Here is a 19,321-nt window from a genome sequence, read left to right as displayed (position 1 = left end):
TTATTCAACCTCTTGCCAACTCAGGCAGTTCTTTCCGGCTTGCTGCGCCTGATTCAGTTTTTGTCGCACCGATACCATAACTTCATCAAAATCGTGAGACATGGTGGGCACTAGTGATATTCCCCCTATTGATACTGACAAACCTCCGGGCGTGCTAGACAAATAAGAGGTTTGTATTCCGGATATCGCACTGATGCATTTTTCCAACGCTTTTTTGGCCCCGGTGGGATCGGTTCCCGGTAGCAACATAACAAATTCCTGTCCTCCAAATCTGGCCACCAGATCTTTTGCTCGTTTTATTTGTTGCGCTAACTGATTGGCTATTTTACTCAACAGGTCATCACCCGCGGCATAGCCGTGGGCTTCATTAAATGCGCGAAAGCCATCAATGTTTAACAGCGCCACAGAGAAGTAGCTACTGTGGCGCACAGCGTTTCGCCATTCGGTATTCGACACTTCTTCGTATTTTCGCCTGTTGGGTAAACCTGTTAACGGATCGATTAGTGCCACCTGCTCCAGTAAGCGACGTTGCCTTACCAGTTGCAAATGTAAATTCACCCGAGCCTTCACCAGCTGCTCGTGAATGGGTTTGATAATGTAATCGCTGGCGCCCAACGCCAAGCCTTTTTCCTCAAACTGTAGATCGGTAAGCCCGGTAATAAAAATAACAGGTATCAGTCGGGTACCGGGAGATGCTTTGAGTTTTTTTAAGACATCGAAGCCGTCCATATCCGGCATAACCACATCCAGCAAAATAATGTCTGGCAAGGCCCGAGTCGCTTTTTCCAAAGCTTGCCTGCCACTTTTCGCCAGCATGATGTCTGCATCGGAACCCAAAAATTCTGACAGAATTTTCAGGTTAGACTTTTCATCATCCACAATTAATATTTTCGACTTTTCAGACAGCATATTGTTTGCTTCTTAGTGCAACCTGTTAACGTTTATTTTCCTGAAGCCAACGCTGCAGATAGTCAGCGGCCTCTTCAAATTCCATTTCAACAATTAATGAATCGATGATATTTAGCATTTGCAGCTCGGGCTCCGTTCGACTCTGTTGGCGCAACTGTTTAATTTTTGCCTCTACAGAGAAATCAGAAGCCTTTAATAAGGGTAGCAGTGACTCGGAATAAAAACTGCCCCCGACATCGATTTCATCAGAAAAGTTGGCGACTTGAAGGGCCACTTGTTGCAGTTTGTAATTCAGGCATTTATGCAACTCCATGACATCCGCCATGATCCCCTCTAATTCCAAAATAAAATCGCCACCTTCACGAATTCTGGGCTCAATCATGGCTAATCGATGAGATAGCCTAAAACCACCAATATATGCGATATTCGATTTTAATGAATGTACAATTCGATATATCTGCTGGCGTTCTGCCACGGCCAAATGCTGCATGATTTGTTCATCAATGCTGTCGTAATCCCGCACGAAGTCTTGCACCAGATTGAGATAAAGCTTACTACGTCCCTGAATCCTTTCCAGCGCTTTATCCACTTCCAGCATGTTGATCTCTTTAAACAAAGACATGGCATATTGTTCAGATTCACTCTGCTTTGTGCCTCCCTGCTGTGATTCTAATGATGTTGATGGCGCTTTTACACCGACGCTGTCAATATGTTCGCTCATCATGGCGTAAAGCTCGGCAGGGTTTATGGGTTTGGTGATGTGAGCATTCATACCTGCAGCGATACTGCGTTCTTTGTCTCCCGCCATAGCGTGGGCTGTCATGGCCAAAATTGGTAGTGTCGGGGCGAATTTACGGATGATTTTAGTCGCTTCAAGGCCATCAATATCCGGCATTTGAATATCCATCAGGATCAAATCATATTGCTGCCGCTTAGCGGCGCTAATGGCCTCTCGGCCATCCTGAACCAGGTCAATCGCAATTCCGGTTTCCTGTAAAAACTCCATCGCTACCTGTTGGTTTAATTCATTGTCCTCTGCTAACAACACTCTGCTGTGACTAAAATCAGGCACAAGTTCAGCTTGCGAAGCATCCACACAACCGTCATTGTTATTGCCCAGAGATTGCTGGATAGCATCAATCAGGGCAGAGGGATTAACGGGCTTTTCAATATAACGGTCAATGATGTTGTCCACATCAATAGCCTTTAGAGCTTCTTTGTCATGAGAGGTAATCATCAAAATCTGCGGAATTTTACCGCTGATATGCTCTCTTATCTTCTTCGATGCTGTGATCCCGTCCATGCCCGGCATTTTCCAATCCATCAAAATTATATCGTAGGGACGTTGTTTTTTCTCAGCCTGGCTAACCCGTTTTAACGCTTCTTCGCCGCTGGCTACCGTATCGCAGTTAATACCCAGTGCATCCAAAGCATCACTCATCACAGCCCGAGCCACCTCCATATCATCCACCACCAAAGCATGTAAATCAGAGACATCCGCCCGGCCTGACTGTACTACTGCGTCGCTGGCCACTTGCAATTGAATGGTAAAAGTAAACTCAGAGCCCTCCCCGGGTTCACTTTTAACCGTGATAAAGCCATGCATCAATTCACATAATTGTTTGCATATCGCCAATCCCAATCCAGTACCACCGTACTGTCGGGTAACACTATCATCGGCCTGGCTAAAAGATTTAAACAAACGACTGGTCTGCTCCTCACTCATCCCTATTCCGCTATCCTTCACGCTAAACTCTAACACCAGGGACTCTTCATTCTGAGAAACCTTAGACACATTTAAATGCACATAGCCCTGACGGGTGAATTTAATAGCGTTGCTTACCAGGTTAATAATAATTTGCTCAATGCGTAGTGGATCCCCAATTAAATTATCCGGAATGCGACTATCCACAGACAACACAAACTCCAGGTGTTGCTCATGCATTTTGTGATTGTTGAGATTTACCACCCGGCGAAGGGATTTTTCCAGACTAAAGGGAATGGTTTCCAGGGTCAGTTTTTGCGCTTCTATTTTGGAGAAATCAAGGATGTCGTTGATCAGGGTTAACAGCGATTCGGATGAGCTTTGGATTTTTTCCAGGTAATCCCTCTGCTCGGGATTGATTTGCTTTCTCAGTGCCAGTTTTGACAAGCCGATAACCGCATTCATTGGCGTGCGGATCTCATGGCTCATATTAGCGAGGAAATTGGATTTAGCGGCGGTTGCTTCCTCTGCTTTTAGTTTCGCTTCGGCCAGCTCGACAGTGCGTTCTTCCACCTTTCGTTCCAAATCGCGATTGTTGATAATAAGCCGCTGATTCAGACTGGCGTTATCAAATAATATTGCGGTTTGATTAGCCAACAATTGCAACACATCGATTCGATCTGAAGTAAAGAAGCCAGCGAAGTCAGCGTGCTCCAGATACAAAATTCCGCGTAACTGCCCAGCCACAATTAGTGGGATAAAGAGCATGGAGCGGGGCAATAACCGAACGCTACGACTGGCCATATTTAATTTTGGATCTGTGGCACTGTCATCCACCACGTAAGGCAATTTAGTTTTGACCACGTAGTTAATGAGCGCCTGAGGCACCTGCTCCAAAGTCAGCGGCTTTGGATAGGCGCCCTGCACCTGAAAACTCTGCTCTTCAAGAAACAAAATGCACCCCTGCTGAGCACCGGCATTCTCAACAATAATGGTCATCATTTGGATCAGGAAGGCATTGAGATCGATTGAACCACTCAGGGTTTCTGATGCTTTGAGCACCGACATTAAATCCAAATTTTTATTGGTGTTAACCGGGTTGCGCAATTCTTCAGGGCTGGATTGCTGATGATTATCCGGACTTTTTAATTGCGGGTGCAGTTTCAACAACTGCGCGACTCGGCCGGGAGCCTGCCATTTTTGATAACTAGACAGAGCTTCTTTTAGTTGTCCCAGCCCCTGTACTTCATCATTGAGGGTCAGCCAGTAACGACCATAAGCTTCTCTTGCCAGTGCCAACCACAAAGTCTGTCCCTGACTACTGGCATGCTCAATTGCACCACGATAGAACCACCAGGCATCCTTGTCGCCTTTTAGTGCTTTGATTTCTGCCTCTAAAAGTTGTTGCTGAGCACTAAAATTAGCCGGGTTCAACGCAGACCATCGGGTCAGTTGCGCCTGTAGTTCCAGTACTTCTGGGTTGATGTTGGTAATGTCTGGGAGACCGCTATTATTGTTTTGCTTTAACAAAAGCAGCCCAGACAAGGCACTAAAATTAACCAGCCAGGGACCGGTTAGCCCACCTTTAAGTAAATCTTCGGCGGCCCGCCGATGAGCTAAAGCGCTGTCAAAATCCTCTTGCCAGAAAGCCCATAAAAAACGGCTCAAATGAGCACAAAAACCGAACGTTCGTTTTTGCCTTCCGGCTAATGAACAAACCTGTGACGACTCGCCTTTATCAATGCCATGTTCGGATACTTCAGCCTTTAAACAATTGATTAAATCCAGCCAGGGAGTTACTCCCTCTGCCAAATCTGACAATTTGTGCTCCTGCAACCTCTCACAAAGTGATTCAAACTGCAGAAAGACGTTTTCCAACGAGGGATGAGTAAAAAAGGATAAGATGCCAGTGCACAACATGATCTGGGCGTTTAAGCCATCACAGCCAACCTCAAAACACTCCTCACTCAATACCTGCAACGCTTCCCTGCATCGCTGCAGGGGCAAAGTCCATGGCGCAACAAAGGCATAGTGCAAATAACTAATTTCGACGCGCTGTGAGACCGGTATGTTGAATTTGCTAGCCAGGGATTGAGCCACTTCCATAAAGGCATAGGCCGATTCATATTGCTCAAACTGCATACACAGCAGCAGCGCATGTTGCGCATAGAATTGCGCCGCATAGCTTGAATTCCCTTCTGCCAGCGATAACCTGACAGCCACCGACACTACTTGCATCAATTCCCGGGTTCCCAATTGCTCTGCAGATATAATCAAGCCAGACAATAGCTGACTGTGCAATAAGCAAGCTTGCTCCTCAATGTCAGGCTGGTGCAGGATATCAACAATAGCGGAATTGGGATAAAGAGACTCACATGCCAGGTAATCTTCATAGCCATCAGCCACATTATACTGAATCGCCAGTTGCTTGAGTTTATCGCTTGCGGTGGCGCAAGCTTGCTGATGCCGACCTTGTTTCTGGTGACAACAAACCTGCCAGACAAGACTTCTGAGTTTATCATTGTCCCTCAACTCTGATTCCGGTAGCGATGACAAAAGGGTTTCAACTTTTGCAAATTCGTTATTCTTCAGTAGTATCTCGATGGCTCCTTGGTACAAATCGAAACACAGGGCGTATTGCCGCTTCCAAAGCCCGCTATTAATAGCCCTCAATCCCTGTTGAAAATAAGGTAACGCTTGCTCCTGACCCAGATCTTTTCTTGCCTCAACCGCTGCAAGATAACAATAATTTGCCAGTTCGATAGGTTCCATTAGTTGCTCATCCAGGGCACTTTCTGGCAGAAAGTCTATCCATGACAATATGTTGTCTCGTAACCATTGTTCAGATTTGATATTGAGGTGGGCCTTGCTAAGTAAAAGCTGCGCCTGCTGCTCACTGCAGTCTGTGGCCAATTGTCGCGCAGACATCTGAATTTTGAAATGAGCGAACTGGTAGCTGTTCTCACCATCATCAGACTCTTTTTGAGTCCAGATGCCATTGTTCACCAACCCTTCGGCAAAAGTGGCAAACGCCTTTTTGCTCATTGCGCTGAGTGAAATCAGGATCTCAGCGTCGATTTGCTTGTCGAAAAAAGAAGAAAGTTTTAGTAATAATTGCTGTTCTTCTGACCAACCAGACAATCCGGTCACCGCGATGTCGGCAACATTTTCCGTAATATGCGAAGCCCTTATTTTATCTGGCTGCCAGTGCCATATACCGGTTTCACCCTCATGAATAGCGCCTTCATCAACCAACTGCTGGAGAAAAACTTTAATGAAGTAGGGATTACCCCCTGTTTTTTGGAACACGATATCCGCCAGTTCAGTGAGGCTGAAATTGGTTTCCCAAAAAGTGTCCTCAACCAGATTTTGCGCTGCGAAAGGAGGTAAAGGCGCAACAGTAAGGCAACAGCTGTTAGCATCAACTCCTTGTTGTTGAATTAACGCTTTGTGCTGTGTCGCTCTGCTAACAAACAATATTGCTAGTCCTGTGTTTCCTTGGGATAACAAATCAGCTTTCAGAACGTCTTCGCTAAATTGATCTAACCACTGCGCATCTTCAAACACCAGTAGTAAACCGGGGAGCACTTCTGAGATACACAATAAAAGTTCTGTCAGCTGTTGTTTTTCTGGCTGAGCAGTGGGCGCTAAAGATGATTCAGACTCCTGCTCCATAATCATCTGCAAGGCAGGTATCACAGCTCGCAACTGTTGCCCGGTGACTTCAGGCAAGCTTGAAAGCTTAATGCGCAACAAGCTAAGACGTTCATCGCCAAGCAATAATAGCTTTTCCAGTATGTCCTGGATTATCCGGATTATGGTTGAGTCTTGCGCAGAACTGGTAACCCGTTCGGCCGCCACCTGTCCATGTATTCCTGGTGACTCAGTGGCCTGCGCTGCAAACTCTTTTACCAAGGCAGACTTACCAACACCGGCATCGCCACAAATCAAAGCACAGCTGAGCTGCTCCCCTTTACACGCTGAGCCATACCACTCAGATAGTGTATTAAGCTCTTCTTCCCTGCCGTACAGAAACTGGGGAAATAACAGCGTTTTACTCTTGTGGGACCTGGCGATAGCAAAAGGAGCTATGGTCTGGTGTTGCTGCCATTGCTCCAGGCAATGGTTGAGGTCGGCCAATAAGGTTTCTGAATCTGGATAGCGGCTTTCAGGCGCTTTATTAAGCAGCTTATTGATAATACTCAAAATAGCTTCTGGGACGGAAAACACTTTGCCGGGGTCATATTCCACCGGTTTTGCAATGTGGGCGTGGATAAGGGTTAACGGATCCGAGAACTGGAAGGGATATTGCTCCAGAAAGATGCGATAAAGCAAGGCGCCTGCCGAATACAGGTCGGAATAGACATCGGGAAGTCGCTCCGTGCGTCCGGTAATTTCCGGTGACACAGTTAACAAATTGGCATTATTTTTCAGGTCTTCAAGAACTTTATTGTCTGGCGCATCAGGCGATAACAGGTGCCAGCTGCTAATGGTCTGTACCAATAAAGACTGCTGTTGTACAACCAGGGTATCAGGATCCAGATAACCACAAATCAGCGCTTGATTATGCAACTCTGATAGCAGCTGTGCCAGACTGATACTCAGTCGCAATTTATCTTCAATACTAAGGTTTTGTTCGCTGAGAAATTGCTCAAAACACTGACTGTTGCTGGTACATGGGTAAAGTGCAAAAGCATTGCCTTCCTCCGTGAAGCTTCGCTCCGGCAATATCAGAGTGGCGATATTAGCGTATGCTTGAGAAGTTACTTCAGCTTCAATGATCTTTTGGCCAGTCGTGTTAGGGCCAGATGCCTGTTTCACCCAGAAGTGATTTTGTTTCTTATCCCTGACCTTAAAAAGCGTCAGTTCACCACTGACTGATTTAATTTCATCCAGCTGTTCAAGCTCTGTTAACACCGTGGTTTCCTCTGCTCCCTGTAAATATGAATTAAAGAACACTCCCGAGTTTCCTGCAACATCTCTGGCAACGACTCAACGATGGCAAGTTATAATTCGCTGAGCGTCCACAATGTTTAACTTCGTTATTGACGATAGACACGAAAATAAAAATGAGCGCCCAACAATACCCCTCGTGCTAATAAAAAAATCATAAAGCTCTGCCATAAGACTGCAGCACTTAACATGTTTTGGTGTAACAATTGCCACGCAATTGCCAAAAAGACACTGATGATCATGGTCAACAACATCGGCCTGGCTCTGGTCATTCCCACATATAAGCCATCCAACAAAAAGCTCCAATGAGCTATTAGCGGCAGTATGACGATGTAACTTTTGAAAGCCTGAATATTGCTGATTACAGAATCAATATTAGTCAGCAATAGCGATATGTCATAAAAAAAGAACCAGAAAACAGCGCTGTAACCCAATGCAAACAGACTGGAAATCAATAAACTAACCTGAGTCCATAACTTTACTTTGTCCCGCTGCTGCTTTCCGATGGCCTCCCCAAACAGGGCTTCCGCAGCATAAGCAACGCCATCAAGCCCCAAGGCTATCAGCACAAAAAACTGCATTAACAATGCATTGGTAGCGGCAGTCAATTCACCTAATTGCAGTCCCATAAAGGTGAAAACCGCCAGATATAGTTGCAAGAAAATATTGCGCAGAAATACGTCGCGATTCAGTGACAGAAACTGCTTTATTTTGCTACGACAAACCCGCAAATGTTTGCGCCATTGCGGCAGTACCTTGCGCACCAACAACAGTGATAACAATAACGCCAGACATTCACTGAATACAGTGGCCAGTGCGACCCCGATGGTGTCTAGTGACAGGCCCAAAGCTAACAGCAGACTGAGACCAATGTTGGTCAGGTTGGCAATCAGTTGCAGCCACATGACTTTAGCATGCTGCTTGCGCCCTAATAACCAGCCCATTAATACCAGATTAGTCAACGACACTGGCGCTGCAAGAATACGAATAAAGAAATATTCTGCGGCGACCTCAACAACCTGCTCATTACTTCCGGAGAAATAAACACCCAACTGAAAAAGTGCCGGACTGCACAACCAAATCAACAGACCTATAACAACAGACAACAAAATCCCGTTAACCAGGATAGCCACGGATTCATCGTTGTTATCTCGTCCCGCGGCCTGTGCACTCAATCCCGTGGCCGACATCCGCAAAAAGCCGCAAACCCAGATTAATTGCGTGATGATAATACCGCCTAAAGCAACACCTGCTAAATACTGAGTACCGGGTAAATGACCAATAATTGCGGTATCCACCAGACCTACCAGGGGCGTAAAGATGTTGCTGATGATCATGGGTACCGCCAGCACGGTGAAATAACGTATTGCGTTGTAAAAAGTCAAACTGTTACTCTTGTTGTCCCAAAGGTGAATAGAAAGGTCAGACAGCAAATGACATTGAAATTAAAGATAGTGACTTTATTGATGTGTGCTTTTCATTGGGTCAGTTTATCCGCCAATGAAAGTGCCACAATTTTGCTGTACCACCACGTCAGTAATGATACCCCACCTTCGACAACAATTTCGCCTGAAAAGTTTGCCGAGCACATGGCGTATTTACAGCAAAATCATACTGTTATCACATTGGATAAGTTAGTTGAAAGCATAAAGAGTCGCGAACCGCTGCCGGATAATGCCGTTGCCATCACCTTTGACGATGGTTTTCGCAATATCAAAGAAAACGCCCATCCAATTTTGCAAGAATATGGTTTCCCCTACACCATTTTTATCAATCCATCAGAAGTGGGGGTGGGACCCAGTCACCTGGATTGGTCTGAGCTAAAACAATTGTCAAAAGAAGGCGTCTTAATTGCCAATCATTATTGGGATCATCGACACCTGTTGCAAAATGCCAGGCAACCAGACTGGCTGGCACAAACCAAACAACACATTCTGGATACCGAAGCTGCCATAACAAAGCACATTGGCAGTAGTCCCGGATTCCTGGCCTACCCCTTTGGTGAATTCAATGCAGCCGTTAAGGCGTTGTTAAAAGAACTGGATATCGTTGGCTTTGCGCAACATTCCGGGGCCGCAGGTTTTGTTAGTGATCTACAAGAGATCCCGAGATTTCCCGCCGCGGGGATCTACAGCAATCTGGCCACGCTAAAGACCAAACTCAAATCACTAGCGATGCCGGTGCTGTCATCGTCCATTGCTGATCCTGTGTTTTACACTCCACCAGCACTGGAATACCAATTGGAAATTAACACCTCGGATTTCAATAAGGCGTTATTTACCTGTTATTTTAACGGTGAAAAAATTGCGACGAGCTGGCAAGACAATCGAGTCTCCGTCAGCGCAGGAAAGACACTCAAACCTGGCCGCTCCAGAGTTAACTGCACTGCGCCCAGTAAACAGCATCGCGGCAGCTATTACTGGCACTCTCAGCCTTGGTTTATTGCCACCCCAGAAGGTAAGTGGCTGGATTAACGGTTAGCTTGATAATTAGCGATAATCACTGGCATATCAGTAAGTATCTGCTGAGCATCACTGATCGCTAGTTGTCCTGGTTTGTGGTCGGGCTTAAAGCGCCCCACAACATGACCATCGGGATTAACTATGACCATTGAAGCACTGTGATCTACCAGATAATCTGGCTTGTCAGTACTTTCTGCAATCGCATAGGCCATGCCCATACTGCGGATAAATGGAAAAAGCTGTTTGTGTTCTGCGGTAGCGGCATAAAATTCCGGATTAAAAAACTCAATATATTCTTTGAGTCTGGCCACATCGTCTCGACCTGGATCCACCGAGACAAATAACACTCTGACCGGTGGTTCTGTACTCATGGCGCTTAGTTGCGGATAGATGCCCTTGAGTTCCGCCAACGTTGTTGGGCAGATATCCGGACACCAGGTATATCCCACAAACACCAAAGTCCACTGATCCTTAAACCAGGCTGGTGTAATGCTGGTACCGTCATGAGCCGACAGTTCGCCATCGTGCAGCAATCTGGGTGCAGGATACATCTGGGCATGCATCGGCTCCGACGTCGCAGGTGGAGCGATATTTATCGCCAACCAAACGCCAGCCACTAAAGCGACGGCGGCGACACTACCTAACAGCAAATTTTGTTTCATAAGACAAACTTGAAGTAATGGTCCACTAATAAAATGACAAACAACAGCATCAGGTGCAGGATTGAAAACTTAAAGGTATTCATTGCTGTTTCTTCGTTGGCGGCGTATTTCAGTTTCCAGGCATACACCAAAAAAGCCACATTGAGCAGCGTGGCACCAATCAAATAAATCAATCCCGTCATCCCCACCAGATACGGCATCAGGCATATCAGGCCAAGCAAGACGGTATATCCCAACACTGACGTTTTGGTAAACTCAACGCCATGAGTTACCGGCAGCATGGGGATTTCCGCTTTGGCGTAATCTTTTTCGCGATGTATTGCCAGCGCCCAAAAATGAGGCGGAGTCCAGGTAAAGACAATCAACACTAACAGCAGAGCGTTACCGTGAATTTCCCCGGTCATTGAGGTCCAACCCAACAAAGGCGGTGCCGCGCCTGCAAGACCACCAATCACGATATTTTGTGGTGTGGCACGCTTCAGATACATAGTGTAAATACAGGCATAACCCACCAGACTGGCAAATGTGAGTACCGCCGTCAGGCGATTAACAAAAACCTCCAGAATGGCATAACCAATGACACACAACAGCAGTGCAAATATCAGCGCTTTTTGCGGTGTGACCTTTCCTTTGGGAACCGGTCGGTTATAAGTACGAGCCATCTTGGCGTCAATCTTACGGTCTACTACGTGATTAATCACTGCAGCAGATGAAGACAGCATACCAATACCTATCAGGCCAGCAACTAGCGGCTGAATCGGCAAAGCCCCCTCTACCGCAAGACACATTCCTACGAGTGCAGTAAGTAGCAACAACAAAACCACTTTCGGTTTTGTCATTTCATAATAATCTCGCCAGCCTGCACTATTCCAGGTATTGGCAGGTGCGCCATTTTTAGCAACTTTTTCCATAGTTTCAGGTCTTTCTGTAAAGTGTGTAATTTAATAAGATCAATACCAGCAGCAACAATGCGGCCACCGCATTGTGGGCCACAGCCACTGCGATGGGTAAACTGAATACCACGTTAGAAACGCCTAAGCCTACTTGCAGACCAAGTACTGAAATCATTAAAACCGATTGGTTTTTAATACGGTCAGAAATAGCAGAGGTATACAGTCGCAAGCCTAACCAGCACAAATAAATAAAGGTCACCAAAGCGCCAAATCGATGCACTATATGCATGGTCATACGCTCATCATATGGGTGAGCACCGAATTCGTAATTGTCGGCTTCCGGTACACTAAAAGCACCAGAAAAATTTAATTTCTCGTACCAGGCGCCTTCACAAATCGGTAGCTCAGTGCAGGCTAATGCCGCATAGTTTGCAGAAGTCCACCCGCCAAGAGCAATCTGAATCACCAATATAAGTAAACCAATAATGGCATATTTGCCAAAACGCCGTACCCGCGGATCGCCACCGGGAATGCGAAAGGGTTTTAATCTTAAGTGCAAAAGAAACAACAAAGACAAGATGGTGAAACCGCCCAGTAAATGGCCCATAACCACCACAGGTAACAGATTCAGCGTAACAGTCCACATCCCTAGTGCACCCTGAAGAATCACCAGCACCAGGATCAGAAGAGGAAGCTTAAGTGGAACATGCTGACGACGGTTTTTAATGGCCAGAGCGGCAATAATCAGAATTAACAAGCCGAGTGTGGCGGCGAAATAGCGATGCACCATTTCAATCCAGGCTTTACGTGCTTCCAGCGGTCTGTCCGGAAAAGCTGTCTCAGCTTTGGCAATGGCATCATCCGTTTTGGGGACCACTATATGCCCATAACAGCCAGGCCAATCGGGGCAACCCAAGCCAGAATCAGTTAATCTGGTATAAGCCCCAAGCACAATGACCACCAGGGCGAGAAAAATACTAACTTTAACGAGATTTCTCATAAATTTGGCTCTACCCGATCCGGGAAAGCTTTAGCAGTTTTCTCAAATCGGCAAGTATATCGCGGCTTTTTAATACCGCTTGTTGTTGTTCGGTGCTAAGAGGGTAACGAAGAATTACATTTCCCAGCGTATCTGCAATAAAAATACCACTAACCGATTGCTTTTTAAACACCTTATCCAAATAGTCAGATTCCGCCTTTATCAATACAAAATGACTCTCGTCGGCAAGAGACTGAACTGCGGCAGCATCACTATCTGGCAGATGCAGTACAGTAGGTACAATGCGATCTTGTTCCTTTCCGGCGGCAATCCACACCTGATTGAGACTGTAGATGGCGTTTTTGCAGGTCTCATCACAAGCCGAAGGTAAAACATACATAAGACGCCAGGTTGGTTCCTCACCGCGTAACAGCTCTGGCATTTCAATAACTGGGCTAAGTAGCTCGCCTTTATTGGTGGCACTTTTATTAAACCAGTCTCCCTGCAGCGCAAACCAGGCTAAAACTACCGGCAGTAAAAATACTAAGACAAATATTATTAAGGTATTGCGATTATTAGTTTTATTGTTGTCGCTCATCGTTCCACTTTTTCCTTAAGGCCAGGATAAATACCAGAATGCAGGCAATTGCCAACAACAGCCACTGCACTGCATATGCAATATGTTTCTCAGGAGACAAGGTGACAGGATTATAATTGTTCTCCAAAGCATATTGTTGTGTTTGTTCAACATACCCCATAACGGGCACTAAATCACGCTCCAGCCACTGGCTCATTAAACTTATTTCCGGTTGCTGGATAAGGGCAGGCCAACTGATTTGCTCAGCAGCCTGTCGGGTCAGTTGGTTCAGACCCGGCATATAAAGTACTACCTGGACATCTTCCAGCATGGAAGGTAATTCTACTTCAGGCAGTGAACGCCTGAAGTCATTGTCTTTATGCCAGCCAAAGTTTACCAATAAATAGCCCGCCTCGGTGCTTACAGGGGCAATAATTTCATAGCCAACACGTCCCTCTAGCACCCTGTTATCCCAATAAAAAAGATGTTCTATATCAACCCTGCCAGAAATCAAAACTCGTTTAAAAGCCTGTTCACTATCATCTGACAAGGCTTCTTTCAAATTGCCATAAACCAACTGCCCCGCCGCAACATCTTGCTTTGCCAACTCACTTTTTTCTTGCGCTCTACCGTACTGCCACAAGCTTAATTTCAATAAGATGACAACGGCCACAAAAGTGATTATGGTAGGGACTATCGGTAACTTTCTCATCAAATATACACAGGCAATTGAGGTTCTGAATGACGGTTAAAATTATAGTAGCGCTGCTCTTACTTTTTATGATTTACAATTTGTTCAGAGCGATGATGATAATGTTAAAGAATGAACCTGGGCAAGGTTCCATGACCAAATTTATTGGGCGTCGTGTAATGACTTCCGCGGTGATTATTATTTTACTGATTCTCGCAGTGGCGACGGGGATAATTACACCTAATCCCCGTCCCTACTGAGTTTTTAAAGAATATAAACAAATACAAATAAGCACACCCAGACAACATCAACGAAGTGCCAATACCAACTGGTGGCCTGGAATGCGAACTGGTTGTCTGGGCTAAAGTGTCCCTTCATCACCCGTCCAAACATAATGATCAGCATTAGGGTACCCAGGGTTACGTGCAAACCGTGGAAACCGGTGAGCATAAAGAATGTATTCCCGTAAATGCCGGAATCCAGCTTTAACCCCATGTCCTGATAAGCGTGAATATATTCCACCACTTGCAGGTACAAGAAAGTACAACCTAATAAGATAGTGATGCCAAGGAACAATTTCAGTTTTGCTCGCTCCCCTTTTTCTAATGCGACATGTGCAATGTGAGCCGTTACCGAGGACACTAATAAAATAATGGTGTTGTACAGAGGCAGACCGGTCCAGGGCATAGCTTCGGTGGTAGTGCCTCCTGGTGTTTCCACCAATGGCCAGATAGCTTCAAATGTTGGCCATAAAACTTCGTTGGTCATGGCATTGTTGGAAGAGCCCCCCAACCATGGCACGGCAATCACTCTGGCGTAAAACAGGGCACCAAAGAAAGCGAAAAAGAACATAACCTCAGAAAAGATAAACCAGGACATGCCTTGTCGGTATGAACGTCCAAGTTGAGCACTGTGCATACCGGACATAGATTCATCTATCTGGTTTTTAAACCAACCCACCAGCATAAACAGTAAAATTACAAAGCCCGCCAACAAAACCATTCCGGCATTGCCATCGGTGCCATTTTTCATTTCTATAACGAGATTACCAGCCCCAAATGCCATCAGAAATAGCGCAACAGCGCCAACAAACGGCCATGGACTTTGGTCGGGAACATAGTATTTTTCGTATTGTTGTTCACTCATTTTCTTCTCCTTTTAACCGCGATTCATGGCAATTTCTTGCACATCCCCGGTTACGTCATACAAAGTATATTGCACTGTAAAAAAGTTAATGTGCTCCGGTAATTCGGGATCCACATAAAACCGCATCGGCATCACAGTTTCAGCACCAGACTTGAGCGGTTGCTGTTCAAAACAAAAACATTCTGTTTTATTCAGGTAAATCGCTGCTGTTCCCGGAGATACTGAAGGAACAGCCTGACCAACAATATCCCGCTTAGTAGGATTTTTGGCGTAAAAGTCCACCTGATGCATTTCGCCAGGATGCACTTCTACGCGCCGAGTTTGCGTCTCAAATTGCCACGGCATACCCGTGTTTGTTCGGGTGATAAACTCCACGGTAATCAACCGGCTCTTATCCACTTCAATGTTGGCATACACAGCAGCTTCATTAGAGGTTTTGCCATTAATACCTGTGATTGCACAAAATACGTCGTATAAAGGCACCAGGGCAAAACCAAAGCCAAACATACCGAAAACAACGACCACCAACTTAATGACGACCTTGTTATTTTCTTTCTGCCGCGAATTACTCATGATTTCGAATTACTTAACCACTGGCGGTGTTTCAAAGGTGTGATACGGAGCCGGGCTCGGCACCTCCCACTCCAATCCTTCTGCACCATCCCAAACCTGTGCTGAAACAGGCTCGCCTTGCTTGCGGCAAGCCTTAATCAACAGCGCCAGGAAGATCAGTTGCGATAGACCAAAGGCAAAGCCTCCCAAGCTGATCCACTTGTTAAAATCGGCGAACTGCAAGGCATAATCCGGGATACGTCTGGGCATACCCGCCAGACCGACGAAATGCATAGGGAAAAACAACACATTGACTGACACCAGTGAACACCAGAAATGTAGCTTGGCCAGTGTGATGTCGTACATCTTGCCCGTCCACTTAGGCAACCAGTAATAGGTAGCCGCCATGATGGAGAACACGGCACCGGTAACTAGCACGTAATGGAAGTGAGCCACGACAAAGTAAGTATCATGGTACTGGAAATCCACCGGTGTAATCGCCAGCATCAAGCCTGATAAGCCCCCAATGGTAAATAACACGATGAAAGCCAGGGAGAACATCATGGGAATTTCAAAGCTGATTGCACCGCGCCACATCGTCGCCACCCAGTTAAATACTTTCACCCCGGTGGGCACCGATATCAGCATAGTGGCAAACATGAAGAACAGCTCCGCCCCCACTGGCATACCGGTGGTAAACATATGGTGAGCCCAGACGATAAATGACAACAAGGCAATGGACGCCGTGGCATATACCATGGAGGAATAACCAAACAATTTTTTACGGGAGAAGGTGGGAACAATCTGAGAGATAATGCCAAAGGCTGGCAAGATCATGATATACACCTCAGGGTGACCAAAGAACCAGAAAATGTGCTGGAACATCACCGGATCACCGCCACCAGCAGCGTCAAAGAAGCTGGTTCCAAAGAATTTGTCGGTGAGAACCATTGTCACCGCGCCAGCTAATACCGGCATAACAGCTATCAGCAGGAATGCGGTAATCAGCCAGGTCCAGACGAACAGTGGCATTTTCATCAGAGTCATACCTGGTGCGCGCATATTCAATATGGTTACGATAACGTTAATCGCACCCATGATTGAGCTGGCACCCATGATGTGCACTGAAAATACAAACAAAGCCGTTGTATCGTTACTGTAAGTGGTAGACAGAGGCGCATAGAAAGTCCAACCAAACGCGGGACCGCCACCTTCCATAAATAAGGACATTAACAGGATCAAGAAGGCAAAAGGCAAGATCCAGAAACTCCAGTTGTTCATTCTGGGTAACGCCATATCCGGCGCACCAATCATCAGTGGTACCATCCAGTTTGCCAGACCAGTAAACGCTGGCATAACGGCACCAAATACCATGATCAACCCATGGACAGTGGTCATCTGATTAAAAAAGTTAGGGTCAACAATTTGTAGTCCAGGCTGAAACAGCTCCGCCCGAATAACCATTGCCATGGCGCCGCCTATCAAAAACATGATGAAGGCAAACCAGAGATACAAAGTACCTATATCTTTGTGGTTAGTAGTGTATAACCAGCGCTTAATACCAGTAGGTTTATGATCGTGATGATCATGGTGCTCGTCGTGATGGATATCATTAGTCACTGTACTCATCTCAACTCCCCTTATTGTCCGTTTAATACAGCGTTAACATCTTTGGCTTGCACCAATTCACCTGTATCGTTACCCCAGGCGTTTCGCTCGTAAGTTATTACAGCGGCTAACTCTTTCATGGAAAGCTGCTTGCCATAAGCTTGCATGGCCGTTCCGGAAACACCGTTAACCACGACCTCAATGTGTTTTTGCATATCGTTAATGGCGATATCACTGCCCTTCAGTCCCGGGAATACGCCCGGTAAACCTTCACCATTAGGCATGTGGCAAGCGGCACACGTGGTGTTGTAAACGCGCTCACCGACACTCATGAGTTCGTCCATATCCATGTTCATAGCCAGTAATTTTTGCTCTTCTTCTTTGGCTATGCGCTGCTGCTCTTCTTGCTCAGCAATCCAGGCCGCGTAATCTGCTGGCTCTTTGGCAATTACCACAACCGGCATAAAGCCGTGATCCTTACCACATAACTCAGCACACTGACCGCGATAGATACCTGGCTTTTCAACTCTTGCCCAGGCTTCGTTGATAAATCCTGGGTTGGCATCTTTTTTAACGGCAAAATCCGGTACCCACCAGGAGTGGATAACATCATCCGAGGTGATCAGAAAACGGACTTTTTGATTGGTAGGAATGACCAGAGGGCGATCCACTTCCAGCAGATAGTTAATATTCTTTTCTAACTTGTTATTGATTTGCTCGGGTTGAGTAGCCATCACAGAATAATACTCAACCTCGTTATCCATGTACTTGTAATGCCACTTCCACTGAGAACCGGTTACCAAAACGGTGACATCAGGTGAAGACACATCTTCCATAGCAATCAGGGTTTTGGTGGCGGGAATAGCCATTCCGATTAGAATAATGAAGGGCACGACGGTCCAGGCGATTTCCACTTTAACACTTTCATGAAATGTTGCCGGTGTAACCCCTCTGGATTTTCTGTGGAAAATCGTGGCCCATAACATGGCACCAAATACAATCACACCAATGACCACACAAATCCAGAAAATGGTCATGTGTAAGTCATATACCTGTTGGCTGATATCTGTGACACCAGTGCGCAGATTTAACTGATATTGATCAGGTTTGGGATCTGACGCTGCGAAACTAGTGAAACTCACTAAAAACGCCATCACGCCCCAAATTCCAGTAAACAATTTACCCACCTGTGTGTTCCTCCTTCATTACCCGTTGTTTTGTTGTTGGTCATTTTTACAACAACGGTGCCGCACAAAAGTTACAGCATTGAAACATATATGTTATTACTATGTTAAAATCTGAATGATATGTAAACAAATTTCGAAGATCAAAAACAATTGAGAGACACTAAATGATGTTTTTTTCATCATCTATAGCGTCAAAAATAGACCGAAATCTTAAAAAGGGAAATAAATAAGCTGTTTTTAAAGCTAACTTTTAACGGGAACAACCAACTAGCAGGCCGTTAAAGATACAAAAAAGCCCATTTATCAATGGGCTAGAAGAGAGTGAGAAATAGTGAAATATTTTTGTTGGCAAGAAAAGTTTGCTACATCCAGGCGTTATTTCGGATAATTCCTACTGCTATACCTTCAATATTTAAGGGTTGAGATTTTAGATCGACCTTAATTGGTGCAAAATCAGGATTCTCGGCATGTAACAATACCTGAGAGCCGCTCTTTTCAAAACGCTTAACGGTAACATCCTCTTCCACTCTGGCCACCACAACCTGACCATTACGGGCCTGATTAGTGCGATGAACCGCCAGTAAATCGCCATCCATAATTCCAATGTCTTTCATGCTCTCGCCGTCCACCCGCAACAAATAATGGGCTTCAGGTTGAAACATGCCAGCGGCTACCTGATAGTGACTTTCTATGTGCTCTTGCGCCAGGATGGGTTCACCAGCCGCGACTTTACCAATTAATGGCAGACCTAATTCCGGCTCAGGTTCATCAACAGGTCCGGTAAGGCGAATACCACGAGAGGTGCCCGCTAAAATTTCAATCACCCCTTTTCTGGCCAGCGCCTTTAGGTGCTCTTCGGCGGCATTAACTGATTTAAAGCCAAGCTCACGTGCTATTTCGGCTCGGGTGGGCGGCATACCCGTGTCGGAGATTGTCTCTTTTATCAGGTTCAACACCTGCTCTTGTCGTAACGTAAGTGGACGCATATCTAACCTGT

15 protein-coding genes are annotated in these 19,321 nt (G+C 45.8%); 2 read left to right on the top strand and 13 right to left on the bottom strand.

What is annotated here, in order from left to right; all coding sequences use genetic code 11:
- The 3 genes from ACXAD8_RS15755 to ACXAD8_RS15745 all read right to left on the bottom strand — a co-directional run bounded on the left by ACXAD8_RS15755 (position 1) and on the right by ACXAD8_RS15745 (position 8,952).
- Positions 1-909: a GGDEF domain-containing response regulator gene (locus ACXAD8_RS15755; RefSeq protein WP_475230649.1), complete on the bottom strand. Its 909-nt coding sequence runs from the start codon at positions 907-909 to the stop codon at positions 1-3.
- A gap of 25 nt (positions 910-934) precedes the next feature.
- Positions 935-7,573 (bottom strand): response regulator, encoded by a 6,639-nt coding sequence (locus ACXAD8_RS15750; RefSeq protein WP_475230646.1) that lies wholly within the window; start codon positions 7,571-7,573, stop codon positions 935-937.
- An 83-nt stretch (positions 7,574-7,656) separates the two neighbouring features.
- Positions 7,657-8,952: an MATE family efflux transporter gene (locus ACXAD8_RS15745; RefSeq protein WP_475230643.1), complete on the bottom strand. Its 1,296-nt coding sequence runs from the start codon at positions 8,950-8,952 to the stop codon at positions 7,657-7,659.
- A 48-nt stretch (positions 8,953-9,000) separates the two neighbouring features.
- Between ACXAD8_RS15745 and ACXAD8_RS15740 the strand changes: the two genes are divergently transcribed.
- Positions 9,001-10,041: a polysaccharide deacetylase family protein gene (locus tag ACXAD8_RS15740; RefSeq protein ID WP_475230640.1), complete on the top strand. Its 1,041-nt coding sequence runs from the start codon at positions 9,001-9,003 to the stop codon at positions 10,039-10,041.
- Here ACXAD8_RS15740 and ACXAD8_RS15735 read toward each other — a convergent pair.
- Genes ACXAD8_RS15735 through ACXAD8_RS15715 form a run of 5 tightly spaced genes read right to left on the bottom strand, consistent with a single transcriptional unit; the run spans position 10,038 to position 13,852 of the window.
- Positions 10,038-10,691, bottom strand: a complete 654-nt coding sequence (locus tag ACXAD8_RS15735; RefSeq protein WP_475230638.1) for an SCO family protein — start codon at positions 10,689-10,691, stop codon at positions 10,038-10,040. The genes ACXAD8_RS15740 and ACXAD8_RS15735 overlap by 4 nt on opposite strands.
- The gene (gene cyoE, locus ACXAD8_RS15730; RefSeq protein WP_475230635.1) at positions 10,688-11,602 is read right to left on the bottom strand and encodes a heme o synthase; all 915 of its coding nucleotides are present in this window, start codon (positions 11,600-11,602) and stop codon (positions 10,688-10,690) included. Before cyoE ends, ACXAD8_RS15735 begins: the two co-directional genes overlap by 4 nt.
- Positions 11,603-11,606: 4 nt before the next feature.
- Complete coding sequence (locus ACXAD8_RS15725) at positions 11,607-12,584, bottom strand: COX15/CtaA family protein (protein WP_475230632.1); 978 nt, start codon at positions 12,582-12,584, stop codon at positions 11,607-11,609.
- 10 nt (positions 12,585-12,594) lie between these two features.
- The gene (locus ACXAD8_RS15720; protein WP_475230629.1) at positions 12,595-13,161 is read right to left on the bottom strand and encodes a hypothetical protein; all 567 of its coding nucleotides are present in this window, start codon (positions 13,159-13,161) and stop codon (positions 12,595-12,597) included.
- A complete protein-coding gene (locus tag ACXAD8_RS15715) occupies positions 13,145-13,852 on the bottom strand; it encodes an SURF1 family protein (protein ID WP_475230626.1) in 708 nt (235 codons plus the stop codon). Before ACXAD8_RS15715 ends, ACXAD8_RS15720 begins: the two co-directional genes overlap by 17 nt.
- Before the next feature lie 29 nt (positions 13,853-13,881).
- Here ACXAD8_RS15715 and ACXAD8_RS15710 point away from each other — a divergent pair, with 29 nt between their 5' ends.
- Positions 13,882-14,091 (top strand): DUF2909 domain-containing protein, encoded by a 210-nt coding sequence (locus ACXAD8_RS15710; protein ID WP_475230623.1) that lies wholly within the window; start codon positions 13,882-13,884, stop codon positions 14,089-14,091.
- Positions 14,092-14,095: 4 nt separating this feature from the next.
- On the opposite strand, the gene ACXAD8_RS15705 is transcribed toward ACXAD8_RS15710, so the two are convergent.
- The 5 genes from ACXAD8_RS15705 to lexA form a co-directional block, all read right to left on the bottom strand.
- Positions 14,096-14,977, bottom strand: coding sequence for a cytochrome c oxidase subunit 3 (locus ACXAD8_RS15705; protein WP_475230621.1), 882 nt, complete (start codon positions 14,975-14,977; stop codon positions 14,096-14,098).
- A gap of 12 nt (positions 14,978-14,989) precedes the next feature.
- Entirely contained in the window at positions 14,990-15,550 is a 561-nt protein-coding gene (locus ACXAD8_RS15700; RefSeq protein ID WP_475230618.1) for a cytochrome c oxidase assembly protein, read from the bottom strand.
- A 9-nt stretch (positions 15,551-15,559) separates the two neighbouring features.
- A complete protein-coding gene (gene ctaD, locus ACXAD8_RS15695) occupies positions 15,560-17,158 on the bottom strand; it encodes a cytochrome c oxidase subunit I (RefSeq protein ID WP_475230615.1) in 1,599 nt (532 codons plus the stop codon).
- 11 nt (positions 17,159-17,169) lie between these two features.
- Positions 17,170-18,291: a cytochrome c oxidase subunit II gene (gene coxB / locus ACXAD8_RS15690; protein ID WP_475232984.1), complete on the bottom strand. Its 1,122-nt coding sequence runs from the start codon at positions 18,289-18,291 to the stop codon at positions 17,170-17,172.
- Positions 18,292-18,686: 395 nt separating this feature from the next.
- Entirely contained in the window at positions 18,687-19,310 is a 624-nt protein-coding gene (lexA, locus tag ACXAD8_RS15685) for a transcriptional repressor LexA (RefSeq protein WP_475230612.1), read from the bottom strand.
- Positions 19,311-19,321: the final 11 nt, after the last annotated feature.

The sequence above is a fragment of the Planctobacterium sp. AWH2_060 genome, from assembly GCF_056158425.1.
This window is presented reverse-complemented; position numbering and strand designations above follow the sequence as displayed.